This window comes from Kitasatospora sp. NPDC036755 (assembly GCF_040636595.1).
In the GTDB taxonomy this organism is placed as follows: domain Bacteria; phylum Actinomycetota; class Actinomycetes; order Streptomycetales; family Streptomycetaceae; genus Kitasatospora.
Genome location: NZ_JBEZUT010000107.1, coordinates 1 through 16300, shown reverse-complemented (window position 1 = coordinate 16300; position 16300 = coordinate 1). Strand labels below are relative to the sequence as shown.

At 71.4% G+C, this 16300-nt stretch carries 14 protein-coding genes and 3 tRNA genes; 3 read left to right on the top strand and 14 right to left on the bottom strand.

The features are described 5' to 3' along the window. Positions 1-21: 21 nt before the first annotated feature. The 6 genes from AB0E96_RS18040 to AB0E96_RS18015 all read right to left on the bottom strand — a co-directional run bounded on the left by AB0E96_RS18040 (position 22) and on the right by AB0E96_RS18015 (position 3303). Positions 22-94: transfer RNA gene (locus AB0E96_RS18040), tRNA-Glu, on the bottom strand. A gap of 46 nt (positions 95-140) precedes the next feature. Then, positions 141-213, bottom strand: a tRNA-Glu gene (locus AB0E96_RS18035). A 34-nt stretch (positions 214-247) separates the two neighbouring features. Continuing rightward, positions 248-319 (bottom strand) — tRNA-Gln (locus AB0E96_RS18030). A 239-nt stretch (positions 320-558) separates the two neighbouring features. Further along, positions 559-2058 carry a glutamate--tRNA ligase gene (gene gltX / locus AB0E96_RS18025; RefSeq protein WP_359824474.1) on the bottom strand — a complete coding sequence of 500 codons (1500 nt, stop codon included), beginning with the start codon at positions 2056-2058 and terminating at the stop codon, positions 559-561. Beyond that, positions 2051-2851, bottom strand: a complete 801-nt coding sequence (locus tag AB0E96_RS18020) for a fumarylacetoacetate hydrolase family protein (RefSeq protein WP_359824472.1) — start codon at positions 2849-2851, stop codon at positions 2051-2053. Before AB0E96_RS18020 ends, gltX begins: the two co-directional genes overlap by 8 nt. A 230-nt stretch (positions 2852-3081) precedes the next feature. After that, positions 3082-3303 (bottom strand): hypothetical protein, encoded by a 222-nt coding sequence (locus AB0E96_RS18015; RefSeq protein WP_359824470.1) that lies wholly within the window; start codon positions 3301-3303, stop codon positions 3082-3084. A 638-nt stretch (positions 3304-3941) separates the two neighbouring features. Between AB0E96_RS18015 and AB0E96_RS18010 the strand changes: the two genes are divergently transcribed. After that, complete coding sequence (locus AB0E96_RS18010; protein ID WP_359824468.1) at positions 3942-6500, top strand: nitrate- and nitrite sensing domain-containing protein; 2559 nt, start codon at positions 3942-3944, stop codon at positions 6498-6500. After that, complete coding sequence (locus AB0E96_RS18005) at positions 6443-6877, top strand: DUF4232 domain-containing protein (RefSeq protein WP_359824466.1); 435 nt, start codon at positions 6443-6445, stop codon at positions 6875-6877. The genes AB0E96_RS18010 and AB0E96_RS18005 overlap by 58 nt, the downstream gene beginning before the upstream one ends. 375 nt (positions 6878-7252) lie before the next feature. On the opposite strand, the gene AB0E96_RS18000 is transcribed toward AB0E96_RS18005, so the two are convergent. The 8 genes from AB0E96_RS18000 to AB0E96_RS17965 all read right to left on the bottom strand — a co-directional run bounded on the left by AB0E96_RS18000 (position 7253) and on the right by AB0E96_RS17965 (position 15279). Continuing rightward, positions 7253-8104 (bottom strand): LysR family transcriptional regulator, encoded by an 852-nt coding sequence (locus AB0E96_RS18000; protein ID WP_359824463.1) that lies wholly within the window; start codon positions 8102-8104, stop codon positions 7253-7255. 179 nt (positions 8105-8283) lie between these two features. Next, positions 8284-8658 carry a cupin domain-containing protein gene (locus AB0E96_RS17995; RefSeq protein ID WP_359824460.1) on the bottom strand — a complete coding sequence of 125 codons (375 nt, stop codon included), beginning with the start codon at positions 8656-8658 and terminating at the stop codon, positions 8284-8286. Positions 8659-8687: 29 nt separating this feature from the next. Continuing rightward, entirely contained in the window at positions 8688-10169 is a 1482-nt protein-coding gene (locus AB0E96_RS17990) for an MFS transporter (protein WP_359824457.1), read from the bottom strand. Positions 10170-10342: 173 nt separating this feature from the next. Continuing rightward, a complete protein-coding gene (locus AB0E96_RS17985; protein WP_359824455.1) occupies positions 10343-10744 on the bottom strand; it encodes a VOC family protein in 402 nt (133 codons plus the stop codon). Between the two features lie 33 nt (positions 10745-10777). Then, the gene (locus AB0E96_RS17980) at positions 10778-11161 is read right to left on the bottom strand and encodes a cupin domain-containing protein (protein WP_359824452.1); all 384 of its coding nucleotides are present in this window, start codon (positions 11159-11161) and stop codon (positions 10778-10780) included. 37 nt (positions 11162-11198) lie between these two features. Then, on the bottom strand, positions 11199-13067 hold the full coding sequence (locus tag AB0E96_RS17975; RefSeq protein WP_359824450.1) for an FAD/NAD(P)-binding protein: 1869 nt from the start codon (positions 13065-13067) through the stop codon (positions 11199-11201). After that, positions 13064-13924 carry an N-acyl homoserine lactonase family protein gene (locus tag AB0E96_RS17970; protein WP_359824447.1) on the bottom strand — a complete coding sequence of 287 codons (861 nt, stop codon included), beginning with the start codon at positions 13922-13924 and terminating at the stop codon, positions 13064-13066. The genes AB0E96_RS17975 and AB0E96_RS17970 overlap by 4 nt, the downstream gene beginning before the upstream one ends. A gap of 5 nt (positions 13925-13929) precedes the next feature. Continuing rightward, positions 13930-15279: a lysine 2,3-aminomutase gene (locus AB0E96_RS17965; protein ID WP_359824445.1), complete on the bottom strand. Its 1350-nt coding sequence runs from the start codon at positions 15277-15279 to the stop codon at positions 13930-13932. Positions 15280-15624: 345 nt separating this feature from the next. On the opposite strand from AB0E96_RS17965, the gene AB0E96_RS17960 reads away from it, so the two are divergent. Then, positions 15625-16300 (top strand): FAD/NAD(P)-binding protein (locus tag AB0E96_RS17960; protein WP_359824442.1); only part of this gene is annotated, 676 nt, incomplete at its 3' end.

Here is a 16300-nt window from a genome sequence, read left to right as displayed (position 1 = left end):
GTAGATCCCTTGCGGGATCCGTACCCCCGACCGGATTCGAACCGGCGCTACTGCCGTGAGAGGGCAGCGTGCTAGGCCGCTACACAACGGGGGCTTTCCAGGTGATCCCTCGCGGGATCGTAGATCCCTTGCGGGATCCGTACCCCCGACCGGATTCGAACCGGCGCTACTGCCGTGAGAGGGCAGCGTGCTAGGCCGCTACACAACGGGGGCTTGATCTTCTTTTGTGCCGTACTTGCGTACTGCGCTGGGGTACCAGGACTCGAACCTAGACTAAATGAACCAGAATCACTCGTGCTGCCAATTACACCATACCCCACCAGAGTTGAACCCCTGCCGGGGCCTTCTCAGGCGTTGCGCCTCTCGGTCGGTCCCTTCCGAGGGGCTTTCGTTCCCTCGTCCGTTCCCTCCCGGGCGGCGCAGAAAGAACATTACCCGACGTCGGCCCCGGGTCCAAAATCGATAACCCCAGGCAGCGGCCGGGAGGCCCGCGGATGACCTCCGGGTGCGCCGCGGGCCCGGCACGAAGCCGGGCCCGCGGCCTGCTCGACGGCCCGCTCAGGCGGCCTGCAGGGCCTCCAGGGAGGCCCGCAGCCGGCGCAGCGTCTCCGGGCGTCCCAGCAGCTCCATGGACTCGAACAGCGGCGGGGAGACCCGCCGGCCCGTGACGGCCACCCGCAGCGGCGTGAAGGCGAACTTGGGCTTGATGCCCAGCCCGTCCACCAGCGCCTCGCGCAGCGCGGCCTGGATCGGCTCGGGGGTGAAGTCCGCGAGCTCCTCCAGCGCCTTGATGCTGGACTCCAGCACCGGGCGGGCGTCCGCGGTCAGCACCTTGGCGGCGTCGTCCGGGTCGACGGCGAACTTCTCCGGCGCCACGAACAGGAAGCCGGCCATGTTCACGATCTCGCTCAGCACGACCATCCGCTCCTGGGTGAGCGGCGCCACCTTGGCGAGCAGGTCCAGCTGCTCGGCGGTGGGCTCGGCCGGCAGCAGCTCGGCACCCTGGAGGAAGGGCACCAGGCGGCTGACGAAGTCCTCCGGGGCCAGCCGGCGGACGTGCTCGGCGTTGATCGCCTCGCACTTCTTCAGGTCGAAGCGGGCCGGGTTGGCGTTCACCTTGGCGACGTCGAAGGCGGCGACCATCTCGTCCATGTCGAACAGGTCGCGGTCCTCGGCCAGCGACCAGCCCAGCAGGGACAGGTAGTTGAGCAGGCCCTCGCGGATGAAGCCGCGCTCGCGGTACAGGTTGAGCGAGGACTGCGGGTCGCGCTTGGAGAGCTTCTTGTTGCCCTCGCCCATCACGTACGGCAGGTGGCCGAAGCGCGGGGTGGTGCCGTCGCCGACGCCGATCTCGGCGAGCGCGGCGTACAGCGCGATCTGCCGCGGGGTGGAGGACAGCAGGTCCTCGCCGCGCAGCACGTGGGTGATGCCCATCAGGGCGTCGTCCACCGGGTTGACCAGGGTGTACAGCGGGGCGCCGTTGGCCCGGACGATGCCGTAGTCCGGCACGTTCTCCGGCTCGAAGGTGAGCGTGCCGCGGACGAGGTCGTCGAAGCTGATGGTCTTGTCGGGCATCCGGAAGCGCAGGATCGGCTCGCGCTTCTCCAGCTCGTAGACCGCGACCTGCTCGGCCGTCAGGTCGCGGCAGTGGCCGTCGTAGCCGGAGGGCTTGCCGGCGGCGCGGGCGGCCTCGCGGCGGGCGTCCAGCTCCTCGGTGGAGCAGTAGCACCGGTAGGCGTGGCCGGCCTCGTGCAGGCGGCGGGCGACGTCGGCGTAGATGTCCATCCGCTGCGACTGGCGGTACGGCGCGTCCGGGCCGCCGACCTCCGGGCCCTCGTCCCAGTCGAGCCCGAGCCAGCGCATGGCGTCGAGCAGCTGGTCGTACGACTCCTCGGAGTCGCGGGCGGAGTCGGTGTCCTCGATCCGGAAGACCAGCGTGCCGCCGTTGTGGCGGGCGTAGGCCCAGTTGAAGAGGGCCGTGCGGACCATCCCCACGTGGGGGTTGCCGGTCGGGGAGGGACAGAAGCGAACCCGGACGGCCGGGTCAGTGTTAGCCACGCTTGATCACCTTGTTGGTGAGAGTGCCGATGCCTTCGATGGAGACGGCGACCTCGTCGCCGACGTTGAGGGGGCCCACCCCTGCGGGCGTGCCGGTGAGGATGACGTCGCCGGGCAGCAGCGTCATGGCCTCGGAGATGTGGACGACCAGCTCGGCGACCGAGCGGATCATCAGGGAGGTGCGGCCGGTCTGGCGGAGCTCGCCGTTGACCGTGCAGGTGATCGCGAGGTCGCCCGGGTCGACGTCGGTCTCGATCCACGGGCCCAGCGGGCAGGCCGTGTCGAAGCCCTTGGCCCGGGCCCACTGGCCCTCGCGCTGCTGGACGTCCCGGGCGGTGACGTCGTTGGCGCAGGTGTAGCCGAGGATCACCTCGGGCACCCGGTCCAGCGGCACCTCGCGGCACATCCGGCCGATCACCACGGCGAGTTCGGCCTCGTGGTGGACGTCCGAGGAGAACGGCGGGTACGCGATGTTCTCGGTCGGACCGATCACCGAGGTGGACGGCTTGAAGAAGGTGAGCGGGACGTCCGGGACGTCGTTGCCCAGCTCCGCCGCGTGCGCCGCGTAGTTGCGGCCGACCGCCACGATCTTGTTCGGGAGCATCGGGCTGAGCAGCCGGACGTCCTGGAAGCGGTAGCTCTCACCGGTGGGCTGGGGCTGGCCGAACGGGTGGCCGGCCAGGGCGTGGACGACCAGCGAGTCGGGCTGGGAAGGGTCGCCCTCCACCACGCCGAAGGAGACGCTGCCGGCGGCAGGGCTCCCTTCCCGGACGGAAAACCTGGCAATGCGCACGGCTGGGCTACCCCTCGCTTCGTCGGCCGCCCGGGGCGCGCCCGGGCGCTGGTGGGCGCCCCGCCCGCAGTGGGCGCGGCCCCGTCAATCGGCCTCCAGGCTATCGCGTGGGGCCCCGGCTGACCGCTTTGCCCCTGTTCAGGACCGTCGGGGCGGATGCGTCCGACGACGACGGAGGGCGCCGCCGCCACCCGTGTGACGACGGCGCCCTCGACGCGGCGCCGCGGGGGTCAGTCCTGGACGACGACGACCGGGGCGACCATCAGCTGGGTACGGCGCGGGTTGGCCGTGACGGCCGGCAGCTCGGTGCCGTAGGTCAGGACGTCCTCGGGCTTGCGGGCGCCCGGGATCGTGCTGAAGTCCTCGACCGAGGCCAGCGTCGTCCGGCGCGGGTTCGCCGTGGACCGGCAGGACAGCGTGGACTTGGTGGCGGCCTTCTTCGCCTGGGACATCGAGAGCACCTCGTGGTCATGGCCGGGCTGATCGCGGTGGATCGGCGCCGGCCTGATGGATTCCGATTGATTCGGAGGGGTTCTGGGCAGGCTGATCGGGGCCGTGCTCCGGAGACAGCCAGGTTACGAGATCTCATTCCACAGAGACCGTGACCAAAGCTACACATAAGACTGTGATTTTGCTCACAAAATGTCGAGCAAAAGGCAGATATCCGACATATCGCTGCACCGGGACTATCCGACATTCCGCCGAATAACGGGCATTCCGGAAGGTCTGTGACTCTTCCCGCGCCCGGGTCCGCTTGGCATGTATCCGGCGAGTGTCCGAAAAAGGCGGTATTCCGGCCCCGTTACCGCACAGTCCGTGAGAACGCGCAAGCGGTCGGTAGCGCCCGACGCCCGGTACCTGCGGCCCTTGTTGGGATTCCCCGGCTGTGCTGGAATGCGACGGACCGTGGGTAGGGAGTGGTCCACCCCGGTGCCCGCTCTCCCGGACCGGCCGGGGTGCGGATGGAAACTCGACACCGTCCAGGCCGTGGCGACGCGGCGGGACGCCCGGTCCAGAGGTTGCGACGCCAGTGCAGGGACGTTTCAAAAGGGGTAGCGGCGCCGCGGGTAACCCGGAGTCGCGTGAGCCTGTGGCAGCCCCTCAACAGGCGGCGGCCCCCGGCGGCCCCGCCGAGCCGGTGACACCCGAGGCCCCCGGCCGCCCGGAGGAGGACGGCCAGGAGCGGAAGTCCGCCCGGGACAAACTCCGGACCTCCCTGACCCGGCGCCGCGCCACCGGCCTGAACCGGCTCGCGATGCGCAACTGGCGCATCCGCACCCGCCTGATCGCGCTGCTCGCCCTCCCCGTGCTGGTCTCGCTGGTCCTCGGTGGCCTGCGCATCCAGAGCTCGATGGAGAACTCGCAGCAACTCGCCCAGATGGCCAACCTGTCCGACCTGGCCAAGAAGGCGACCAACCTCGCGGACGCGCTGCAGACCGAGCGCGACATCAGCGCCGGCCCGATCACCCACGACCCGACCGCCCCGCTGGACGACGACATCGTCGCGGCGCGCAAGTCCACCGACGACCTGAGCCGCACCTTCACCGCCTCCTCCGACAAGTTCGAGAACCTCGAACTGTCCGGCGGAAAGGCGCTGTTGCTCCAGATCCGCAAGGACCTGAACTCGATCGCGGACACCCGCAGCGTGCCGTACCAGAACAACCAGAACATCCAGTCGACGATCACCGCCTACGACGTGATCATCCGAGACCTGCTGTCCATCACCCAGGACATCGCGCTCGCGTCGAACAACAAGGACCTGGTCGTCTCCACCCGCGCGCTCCAGCAGTTCTCGCTGGCGAAGAACGCGACCTCGCAGCAGCGGGCCCTGATCAGCGCCGCGCTCGCCAACCCGAAGACCCCCGACCTCAGCCCCAGCGACGAGTCCTTCGGTATCCGTCTGCGCAGCTCGTACGACAACGCGATCGCGAGCTTCAACAACATCTACACCGCGCACGACCTGGACAACCTGCGCAGCCAGCTGAGCTACAACTCGGTGGTCGCCGACGCCGACCGCTACGCCTCCACGATCCTCACCCAGAGCGGCATCCGCCAGACCGAGGCGGTCAGCTACAAGGACTGGTACGAGAAGGCCAGCGCCAAGATCACCGCCGAGCGCCGGATCGAGTCCAAGCTCATCGAGAACCTGGACGGAAAGGCCCAGGACCTCCAGTCCCAGGCCGACGCCGACGCCCTGATCATCGGTGTCGCGGTCGCCCTGGTGCTGCTCGTCGCCCTCGGTGGCGCCGGTCTGATCGCCCGCTCGATGGTGCGCTCGCTGACCCGCCTCCAGGCCGCGGCCGAGGACGTCGCCGAGCGCCGTCTGCCCGAGCTGGTCAAGACCCTCTCCGAGGCCGACCCGCACGACGTCGACACCACGGTCGAACCGGTCGCCGTCGACTCCACCGACGAGATCGGCCACGTGGCCCACGCGTTCGACATGGTGCACAGCGAGGCCGTCCGCCTCGCCGCCGAGCAGGCCCTCCTGCGCGGCAACATCAACGCGATGTTCACCAACCTCTCGCGCCGCAGCCAGGGCCTCATCCAGCGCCAGCTGTCGCTCATCTCCGAGCTGGAGAGCCGCGAGGCGGACCCGGACCAGTTGGCCAACCTCTTCAAGCTGGACCACCTCGCGACCCGCATGCGCCGCAACGGCGAAAACCTCCTCGTCCTCGCCGGTGAGGACCCGGGCCGCCGCTGGACCCGCCCCGTCCCGCTGGTCGACGTGCTCCGCGCCGCCGCCTCCGAGGTGGAGCAGTACGAGCGCATCGAGCTCGCCGCCGTACCGTCGGCCGAGGTCGCCGGCCGCGTCGTCAACGACCTCGTCCACCTGCTCGCCGAGCTGCTGGAGAACGCCACCTCGTTCTCCAGCCCGCAGACCCGCGTCCGGGTCACCGGCCACGCGCTGCCGGACGGCCGCGTCCTGGTCGAGATCCACGACACCGGCATCGGCCTGAGCCCCGACGACCTCTCCGAGATCAACGAGCGCCTGGCCAACCCGCCGACGGTGGACGTCTCGGTCTCCCGCCGCATGGGCCTCTTCGTGGTCGGCCGCCTGTCCCTGCGACACGGCATCCGCATCCAGCTGCGTCCCAGCGACTCCGGCGGCACCACCGCGCTGGTCATGCTCCCGGTGGACGTCACCAATTCGGGCGACCGCCGCGGCTCCGGCCGGGCCGGCTCCGCCCAGGGCAAGCAGCAGCGCGGGGTCGCCCCGACGCCGCGCCAGCAGCGCCAGGTGCCGCCCGGCCGCCCGGGCGGTCAGGCCGCGCTCGGCCAGGGCCCGGCCGCCGGTGCCCCGCAGGGCGGCCGCCCGCAGCTCGGCCAGGGTGGTCCGGCCGCCCCGGCCGGCCCCGGCCCGCAGGGTGGTCCGCAGGCCGGTCCGGGTGCGCCGGCCGGTCCGGGTGGGCCCGGCGCCGGTCTGCCGACCCGCAAGGTCGGCCAGTCGCTGCGGGAGAACCCCGTCCCGCAGGGCGGCGGCGCTCAGCCCGGCCAGGGCCAGAACCCGGGTCAGGGTCAGGGCCGCCGGCCCCGTCGGGCGCCGCCCGGCCGGACGGCGGGAACGCCGGGGCCGACGCCCGCCCGTGCGACATGGAGAGCCTCACCGTCCAGGCGACCGCCCGCTCCGGGGCCGCCCACCAGTGGGTGATCGAGGTGCGCAACACCGGTGCGAGCGCCTGCAGCCTGAGCTCCACCCCGAGCGTCGACCTCGGCGACTCGGCCGCGCGCGACCAGAGCAGGAACATCAAGCCGGTGCTCGCCAGCGGCACGTCCCGGTTCCCCGTCCCGGCGGGCAAGAGCGCCTACGCGGTGATCGACCTCGACCCCAGCGGCGCCACCACCGGGACCGCCCCCGGCATCAACGAGATCAACGTGCTGGTCGACCAGGACGGCACCAACATGCCCCTGGCGAACACCCGGAACTTCCCGCTTCCCAGTGGCGCCCGGGTCCTCGACCCCAAGCTGGGCCTCTACCGCGCCACCGTCGCGGAAGCGGTCGCCTCCATGACCGCCGCCCCCAAGTAGGCCCGCCCGCACACCGCCCCGCCCCGGACTCCGACCCTCGCACACCGCCCCGCCGGCCCGGCGGGGCGCGGTGCCGGCGCTCCCCGGCGAGCTGGTCGCCCGGGCGGTCGCGGAACGGGAGTCGTCGGAACCCTCCGGATATCGGACCGAGGGGGGGAAGGGCGCAATGCCCTTGCCGCGTAGTCGCGTTCACCGGCGCCTTCGGTCGAATGCGGCAATCTCCGGCGGAACACCACGAGACCCGTCAGGACGGTCAGCGGGCGACGGCCCGCACCGCGGTGCCGACCGCCGCCCGTACGGACAACCCGGTGTGAACTCCACGACAGTGGCGGCCGAAGTGAACTGAGCGTGCCCGTAAAGCCGTTGTCGGCCGGGTTATGGCGGTGTGCCGACGGCGACCCGGGCCATGGCGATGAAGCGGGGGATGAGCGGATGGGCGCCGCGTTGGGGGTAGACCAGGTTGAGCGGCACCTGCGGCGCGTCCGGGATGGTGATGAAGGACACGAACGAGTGGATGTGCTGCCGGCCGACGAATTCGGGGACCACGCCCACGCCCCTGTTCGCGGCGACCGCCTCCAGCCATTCGTCGAAGTTGCGGCAGACCGCCGAGACGCTCGGCTGGCGCTCCGCCGGCCAGTCGGTGAGGTCCGTCGTTCCGCTGATCTCGTTGAGCACGAGGCCAAGTTCGGCGATCTCCCCCCAGCTGATCTCCTCCCTCCCGGCCAGTTCGGAGCGGGTGGAGACGGCGGCGATCCGCCTCTCGTGCAGCAGGGGCGTGACCTTCACGTCTGGGGACTTGATCCGGCCGCGCAGGATCGCCAGGTCGCTCTTCCCGCTGTCCACCCCGGCGAGTTTGGCGTCGTGCCGGTGCACCTGGACGGTGACTCCGGTCTCCGCCTCGAACTCGGCGATCACCTCCTGCGGCCAGCCGGACGGGAATCCCCAGGCGAATCCGAGGCGGAGCACTTCCTTCGCGTCAAAGTGCAGTGCCTCTTCCAATCTCGTGATGAGAAAGGCGAGTTGGTCGTAAAGGCGTTCGCCTTCCGCGGTGAGCGCGACCTGGCGGGTGGTTCGTTCCAGCAGTTTCCGGCCGAGAAGTTCCTCCAGGCGTTTGATGTTTCGACTGAGCGTCGGCTGGGAAACGTCCATCCGCTTTGCGGCGCGAGTGAAGTGCTTCTCCTCCGCCAGGGCCAGGAACCCGCGTAAGTGGTGCAGCTCGATACTCATGGAGAGCAGCATATGCAGTGCGGCATATGCGTCGTCAGGTGTTCGGTGTGGCCGCAGTGGGCCGTGGGATGCCGGACTCACCGAACTCCTTTCCCCATTGCCTCGGCGGGCTGTCCCGCGGCGGGTTCCGTGCCGTCGCTCCCGGGCGGGTGAGGGCGTCCGCCCGGGAGCGCGCGGGGTCAGCCCGAGTACTCCTCGTCGGTCACGTGCTCGTGCCAGTCGGTCGGTCCGTCGGTGACGGCGATGTGGGTCATGAAGGTGTTCTCGCCCGCTCCGTGCCAGTGCTCCTCGCCGGGGTGGCAGACCACGGTGTCGCCCGCCCGGATCTCCTGGCGCTCGCCGCCGCGGGCCTGGACCAGGCCCACGCCCTCGGTGATGTGCAGGACCTGGCCGGCCGGGTGGGTGTGCCAGGCGCTGCGGGAGCCGGGCGTGAACAGGACGTTGCGCACGTCGGTGTGGGCGGTGGAGCCGATCTGCGGCCACAGCCAGACGTCGCCGGCGAAGCGGTCCTCGGGGCCCCGGGTCGAGTCGCCGGGGTGGTGGATGACATCCATCGTGTGAACTCCTTCGCGGTCAGCGGTTGTTATTCATCGGTGAGTGCCGGGCCGGCGGACTGGGCCCGCCCGGCGAGCAGGATCAGGGCGGAGGCGGCGAGCGACATCACCGCGAGCACGGCCGTGGTCGTGCTGAACGCGTGCCGCGGCGTGCCGCCGCCCTCCGCCAGGTCCAGGTACAGGGTGCCGAAGGCGGCGACGCCCAGGGTGCCGCCGACCTGGAGCGTCGTGTTGAACAGGCCGCTCACGTCCGGCGCGTAGCGCGCTTCGACGGTCTCGGTCATGTGGGCCAGGGTGCCGCTGAACGCCGCGCCGTAGCCGACGCCGCCGACCCCGAGCAGGAGGATCAGGGCGACGGTGCCCTGGGCGCCGGCCGAGATCAGCGCGAAGCTGACGGCCATCAGGGCGCCTCCCACCGGGGCCGCCAGCCGTCGGGCGCGCGTCCCCAGGCGGCCGAGGACCGGCCCGACCAGGGCGAAGGTCGCCACCCAGGCGACCGGGACGAGGCCGGAGTAGACGGGGCTCTTGCCGAGCCCCTGCTGCAGGTAGAGCGCCAGGACGAACAGCAGGGCGAAGTAGCCGGCCCTGGTGGCCGCTTGGGAGAACAGGGCCAGGGCGACCTGACGGCGCGCCAGCAGTTCGACGTTCATCAGCGGGGCGCCGGAGCGCCGCACCACGCGCCGCTCGGTCCGGCCGAACAGCGCGAACACCAGCAGCGACGATCCCAGGCTGAGCCAGGTCCACATCGGCCAGCCCGCGTCGCGGCCCAGGACCAGCGGTGTCACCAGCAGGAACAGTCCGAGCGAGAGCAGGGCCACACCGGGCAGGTCCAGTTTGCCGTGCTGCGAGGGTCGGTCGTTCGGGAGGAAGGCCAGCGAGGTGAACAGCAGGACGACGCCGATCGGGATGTTGATCAGGAAGACCGGCCGCCAGCCGGTGCCCAGGATGTCGGCGGACACCAGGATGCCGCCCAGCGCCTGGCCCACGACGGAGCTGACGCCCAGGATGCCGGTGTACGCGCCCAGCGCCCGGCGCCTCGCCCGGCCCTCGAACTCGACCTGGATGGTGGTCAGCACCTGGGAGATCATCAGGGCCGCGCCGAACCCCTGCACCACCCGCGCGGCCACCAGGACCGCCGCGTCGGGGGCGAGGCCGCAGGCGAGCGAGGAGACGGTGAAGACGGTCAGCCCCGTCAGGTAGAGGCGCCGCCGGCCGTGGGTCTCGCCGAGCCGGGCGCTGGTGATCAGCAGCATCGCGAAGGCGAGCGTGTAGCCCGAGACGATCAGTTCCAGCGCGCCGCTGGAGGCGTGCAGCCGGTCGCGAATGGAGGGGATCGCCACGTTGACGACCGCGATGTCGACGTTGCCCAGGAACATGCCGCCGAGCAGGGACGCCAGCATCCACATCGGTCGTCGTCCGGGCCGGCCCTCGGGGGCGTGCCGGTCGTCAGGGGTCTGCGGTGCCTCCGTCGGCACCGCCTCGGTTGCCGCAGGCAGCTTCAAGGAATCCACATCCCGGAGTGTAACTACTAGTATGTACAGCCGCAATCCGCCGCCGTGGAGCGGCGGTTGGCGGGTCGGGTGCAACGCGAACGGCGTCCGGGCTCCACGCGAACGGCGGCCGGGGGCGGATCGGGCATCGACCGGACGGTCTCCGCCCCCGGCCGTCCGTCACGGGCGCGGCGTCAGGCCACGTCCCGCTGGACCAGCTGGAACTGGATCCCGTCGGACGTCCCGGGCTCGGTCCAGGCGTTCAGGTTCGGGCCGACGAGCACGGGCTCGCTCGTGGTGAGCCGGATGCCGAGCCGTCGCACGGCCTCCATGATCTGCGGCACGTCGTCGACCTCGACCCCGATGTGCTCGATCCGGGCCTGGGCGCCCTCGCCGAGCCGGCGGCGCCGCGCCTCCTCGCCGGTCGGCTCGACGAGCTCGATCAGGCCGTCCCCGCAGCGGTAGAAGGCGATCCGCACGTTGCGCTCGGGGATGTCCTGGGCCCGTTCCAACTGCATGCCCAGGCTCTCCAGCAGGGCCCGGGCCTCGGTGATGTCGTCCACCACCACGCCGATGTGGTCGATCCGTTTGAACATGCTTCGCCTCTCGTGGGTCTTTTCGAGCACGGGCTACTTGGAGAAGTTGTTGTGCAGGGAGGCCAGTTGGGGAAGGTTGGACATGTTGAGGAGCAGCAGGTCGGCGTCCCCGGCCGGGTTCTCGAAGTGGTGCACGGACCAGGCCGGGATGAGCAGGATGTCGCCCTCGTCCAGGCCCCTGGTCTCGCCGGTCCCGTCGAAGACGACGGTCCCCGTCCCGGAGCGCACGAAGTAGAGGTGCCACCAGGTGTGCGAGTGCGGGGTGGTGCGGTCGCCGGGCCGGACGGCCTGGAAGGTCATCGAGGTGCCGGGGACGACCTCGTGGCCGCCGTCCGGCCGGGCGAGGGTGATCGTGCCGTACTCGGTGTGCTCGGTCGCCCGGAGCTCCTCGGCGAGGCTCTCCCATCGCCACAGCACCGGCTCCGGATCCGGGCGCGCGTGGCGCCGTCGGAACTCAGGGTACGGAAACTGCTGTCCGCTCTGTATCGCCACGTTCTGCCTCCGGGGTGGGGTCGGTGCGCTGGTGGATGTGGGTGAAGAGGTCCCGGACGGCGGTTTCGGCGTCGCGCGTGAACTGGGAGGCCATCGCGTGCCGGGGCAGTGCGTGGGTGTAGAACCGCGGCCCCTCGACCGGGTAGCCGATCGCCCAGGCGGTGGTGAGCGTCTCGCCGGCCGCGGTGACGGGCCGGCCCCGCTCGTCGATCTCCAGGCCGCCGGGCTTGAACGGGCCGTTGGCGTACGGCCGGACCAGGCCGCGTCCGAGCAGGTTGCCGATCAGCGGCGAGCTGTCGCGCTCGGGGTGGAAGGCGTCGAGCCGGGCGATCACCAGGGCGTCGGCGGCCAGGACCTCCGGCCCGCGGGCGTACGGCGTGCGGACGACGAAGCGTCCGGCCTCCCGGTCGAGGACCACGGTGCAGCCGGGGCCGCCCGCCAGGCCGACGACGCCGGCCCGGATCAGCGCGAGCAGCTGCCGGTTGCGCAGCAGCGGCGGGCCGAAGGAGACCCGGTTCATGGTCGGGTTGTGGATCCGGTTGAACTCCTGGTGCGACCGCGGGGTGAGCCCGGAGAACTCCACCGCCTCCCGCAGGCTCGCCCGGGTGTCCCGGATGACGTCGGTGGCGGCCTTCACCGGGCTCGTCAGGTTGCCCCGTTCCGCCTCCGCCAGGTCCTCGACGACCTGCTGGACGAAGAACTCGGTGAACGCCTTCTGGTCGGCGAACTCGCGGCCGCGCAAGGGATCGAGGACGGACTCGACGGCTGCCAGCTCGGCCGGGCTCGGTTCGAAGCCCTCCGGGGGGACGGCGGCGCCCTGCCGCGCGGTCCGGTAGGCGTAGGCCATCTCCCGGACCAGGAGCGGGAGGACCTCCGCCTCGAAGTCGAGCCGAGGGTCGTTGTGGAGCCGGACCGCGCGCTCCTTGAGCAGGCGCACCGCCTCCGGGGTGAAGAAGCGCGCCCGGTGCTGCCCGGTGATGCCCTTCTGGTTGATCCCCCGGGCGGCGAACGGCAGGCACTGGCGGGAGAACAGCCGGATCGACGGCTCGCGCCCGGAGGGCCGGTAGACGAGGTCCGCGCCGGAGCCCTCGAACCGCCCGCCGCGGCCGGCGGTGAGCTCGGAGACCACGTCGTGCGCGGTCAGCCCGAAGCCCTGGACGGCGACGGTGGAACCCGGGGCGATCTCGCCGAGCCGCCGCACCGGGTACGGGGAGGGGCAGTACACCAGCCAGGGGTTGCGGTCCGCGTGCTCCGCGGCGAACTCCGCGTAGGCGCGGTCTTCGTCGGTGGGGGCCCGGTGGCAGTGCCCCGTGGTGAGGAAGACGTAGTCGCTCGGCAGGCGGTGGCCCTTGGTGAGGTGCACGGTGTACCCGCCGCCGGGACGCGCCTCGATGTCGCGGGCGCTGTCGCGGTGGTGCACCACCCGGATCCGCTCGGGCAGCGCCCGGACCGTCCGGTCGAACACCCAGCTGAGGTAGTGGCCGAGCAGTTTGCGCGGCAGGTAGGAGTGCTCGCCGACCGGCCTGCCGCCGTCGCCGCCCGTGGGGTGGAAGCCGGTGTCGAACTCGCGGTACCCGAGCTCCGCCGCCCACTCGGTGAAGGAGGGGCCTCGGCCGTCGGTGACCATCGTGACCTGGCTGGCCACGGTGTTGGTCAGCAGGTGGGCGGGCTGGCCGTCGGGGTGCGAGCCCTGCCCGGGCTCGCCGGGGTCGATCAGGTGCACCTCCAGTCCGTGCCCGGCCGGCAGGAGGCCGGCCAGCTCGTCGATCTGCTGCAGGACGCTCAGGCCGCGCGGCCCCGCGCCGACGACGGCGATCCGATGGGCCGTCATCCGGCCGCTCCGACCGGCTCGGTGCGGGGGGCGGGCCGCCGCTCCTCCGTCAGGGGGGCCTCGTGCAGGCACACCCAGTCGGGGGCCGTGGCCAGCGCGGGGAAGCGGAGGGCCACCCGGGGGTCGTGGCCCGGGATGATGTGGTCGGGGCCGTCCGCGAGGGACTCGATCACGTCGTAGCCCTCCAGCATGGGCGTGAGGTGGTCGAGGATCGGGAACGGGCTGCGCAGCCGGATGTTGTCCCACAGGTGGCTGGCGTCGCTGGCCAGCACGACCCAGCCGCGCGCGGTGCGGACCCGGACCACCTGGGTGCCCGGGGTGTGGCCCGGCACCCGGTGCACGGTCACACCGGGCAGGATCTCGGCCTCCCCGCGGTGCAGGACCAGCCGCTCCTCGAACAGTCCCTGCACCGCGGCCTGCACGTTGACCGGTTCGAAGGGGCGGCGTACGGCCTGGTGGCGCATGGCCGGCCCGGCGCAGAACCGCAGTTCCTCCTCCTGGAGGTGGACCCGGGCGGTGGGGAAGCGGTCCAGGTTGCCCGCGTGGTCGTAGTGCATGTGGGTGATCACGAGGTCCGACACCTGCTCGGCCGTGACCCCGAGGTCGGCCAGCGCGTCGACGGGGCAGCGGAACAGCGTGCGGCCCCGGCGCGCGGCCATCGACTCGGGGAAGCCGGTGTCCACCAGCAGGAAGTGCCGGTCGTTGCGGACCACCCAGAGGTAGAAGTCCATCGGACCCGCGCTGCCCGGGGCGAACTGGCCGTCGTCGTGCAGGAAGTTGTCCCGCGCGGGCCGGTCGGCGTGGGTGCCGAACCGGAGCGCCAGGACCTCGTAGACCGGCAGCGGTCGATCGGCCATCCCGGTCACACCCCCACCAGGTCGAGCGGTTGGCCGAGGACGGGCGCACGGTCGGCGGGCTCCTCCTCGAAGAAGAAGGAGCGCTCCCCGAACGCCGGGACGAGCTGGTCGAACCAGGTCGCGGCGGGGTCGAACTTCGCGTAGAAGGGCCGGCGGACGACGCCGTCCCGCCGGGCCTGCAGGAACTGCAGCGCGAAGACCTTCTCGCCGCGGATCGTCGGCGTCCCGTCGATGAGCACCTTGCCGGGGAAGGCGCTCATCGACGGGCCGCGCACCGTCCGGGACAGGCCGGAGACCGAGCTGTAGGCCGTCCGGAAGATCTCGTACGCCTCGACCAGCGGCAGCTCGAAGTAGGACCGGGCGCCGGTGTCGCGCTCGACGAACATGTAGTACGGAACGGCGCCGAGGCCGACCCCGGTGGTCCACAGCTCCTGCCAGGCCGCCGGGTCGTCGTTGATGTGCCGCAGCACGGGGGACTGCATCCGGACGACCGCGCCGGTGCCGGTGATCCGCCGCAGCGCCTGCTGGGCGATGGCGGGGCGCAGCTCGGCCGGGTGGTTGTAGTGGGCCATCAGGGCGAGGTGCTTGCCGGCGCCGACGATGCGCTCGAACAGGCGCAGCAGGTCGTCCGCGTCCACGTCGCTGACGAAGCGCTGCGGCCAGTAGCCGACGGCCTTCGTGCCGAACCGGATGTTGCGGACGTGGGCCAGGTCGGGTGCCAGCAGCGGTTCGATGTACCGCTCCAGCGCGCCGGTGCGCATGATCATGGGGTCGCCGCCGGTGATCAGCACGTCGGTGACCTCGGGGTGCCGCCTGAGGTAGGCGGCCAGGCCCTCGGCGTCACGGGCCGCGAAGTGCAGGTCGTCCTCGCCGACGAACTGGGGCCAGCGGAAGCAGAACGTGCAGTAGGCGTGGCAGGTCTGGCCGGCGCTCGGGAAGAACAGCACGGTCTGGTCGTACTTGTGCTGGATCCCGGGGACGACCTGGCCGTCGAGCTGCGGCACGTTGTGGCTCAGCTGTCCGGCCGGGTGCGGGTTCATCCGGTTGCGGATCTCGAAGATCTGCTTGGCCAGCTGCTGCTTGTCGCCGGACCGGAGCAGGTCGCGCAGGGCGGTGTAGTCGTCCGGCTCCAGCATCGTGCGGTGCGGGAAGTTGAGCCGGAATATCGGGTCATCGGGTATCCGGTTCCAGTCGATGAGCTCGTCGAGGACGTACTGGTTCGTCCGGAACGGGAGGACGTGGGCCACCACCTCGACCGCTTCGCGCAGATCCTGCGGAATTCTGTCCCACTGCGGCGCCCGCTTTATCGACGACCGGTTGTAGGGCTTGTACTTGGCGGGGCTGGATTCGGGCATGCGTATTTCTCCGTTCGAATGACGGAAACAGGAACCGGGGGTTGCCGCGCGGCGTCAGACAGAGGGCCGGGCGGTGCGATCGGCCCAAGAACCGGGCGGGGCCGACTGGTCGGAGCGGCCGCCGCGGGCCGGGTCAAAAGCTAGCCGGGGGGTTCGGGGATGGGAAATAGATCGGCCTGGCGACTCATTCGGCGGGCGCATGAATGGCGTTCCATGACGCCGGTGCATGAATCATGTGCGGGCCGCATGAATGGAAATCCCGCTGACTAGGATCGGCGTGAGCGAACGATCGGGCACAGCCAGGCGGGGGAACGGGTTTTGAACAATCGATTCAGTGTCGGAATCGTGGGGCTGGGCCCCCGGGGGCTCATCCTGCTGGAGCGCCTGTGCGCCGGCGCGGCGGCCGACCCGGGCCGCGGCCCGGTGACCGTGCACGCCGTCGACCCGGCGCCGCCCGGGGCCGGCCGGGTCTGGCGGACGGACCAGTCGCCGCACCTGCTGATGAACACCGTCGCGGAACAGATCACCGTGTTCACCGACGCCAGCGTGGTCTGCGAGGGACCGGTGGTGCCCGGTCCCAACGTGTACGAGTGGGCGGGGCTGCTCACCGCCGCGAGCCGGGACGCGCCGGGCCCGGACATCGGCCCGGGCTCCGAGCACCCGGACGCCGGGAGCCCGGGCTCCGAGCACCCGGGCTCCGAGCACCCGGGCTCCGAGTACCCGGGCTCCGAGTACCCGCGCGAGGTGCTGCGTGAGGCCCGCGAGCTGGGGCCCAACTCCTACCCCACCCGCGCCTTCTACGGCCACTACCTGCGCTGGGCCTACCGCCGGACGGTGCGGACCGCGCCGCCGCACGTGACGGTGCACCTCCACCAGGACACCGCCGTCGCGCTGGAGGAGCTCGACGGCCGGCAACTGCTGCGCCTAGCGCGGTGCCCACCAGCCAGGGCAGGGTCATCATCAACGACGCGAAGACGGCGCCCCCCGCGGCCCCGGAGGCCGGGAGCGGTCGCGGCACGAG

What these genes read in the sequence shown, in the direction of transcription:
- AB0E96_RS17985 (WP_359824455.1), bottom strand. Translation starts at nt 10,744, where the DNA reads ATGTTCAAACGGATCGACCACATCGGCGTGGTGGTGGACGACATCACC.
- AB0E96_RS17970 (WP_359824447.1), bottom strand. Translation starts at nt 13,924, where the DNA reads ATGGCCGATCGACCGCTGCCGGTCTACGAGGTCCTGGCGCTCCGGTTC.
- AB0E96_RS18015 (WP_359824470.1), bottom strand. Translation starts at nt 3,303, where the DNA reads ATGTCCCAGGCGAAGAAGGCCGCCACCAAGTCCACGCTGTCCTGCCGG.
- AB0E96_RS17965 (WP_359824445.1), bottom strand. Translation starts at nt 15,279, where the DNA reads ATGCCCGAATCCAGCCCCGCCAAGTACAAGCCCTACAACCGGTCGTCG.
- AB0E96_RS17975 (WP_359824450.1), bottom strand. Translation starts at nt 13,067, where the DNA reads ATGACGGCCCATCGGATCGCCGTCGTCGGCGCGGGGCCGCGCGGCCTG.
- AB0E96_RS18005 (WP_359824466.1), top strand. Translation starts at nt 6,443, where the DNA reads ATGGAGAGCCTCACCGTCCAGGCGACCGCCCGCTCCGGGGCCGCCCAC.
- AB0E96_RS18000 (WP_359824463.1), bottom strand. Translation starts at nt 8,104, where the DNA reads ATGAGTATCGAGCTGCACCACTTACGCGGGTTCCTGGCCCTGGCGGAG.
- AB0E96_RS17995 (WP_359824460.1), bottom strand. Translation starts at nt 8,658, where the DNA reads ATGGATGTCATCCACCACCCCGGCGACTCGACCCGGGGCCCCGAGGAC.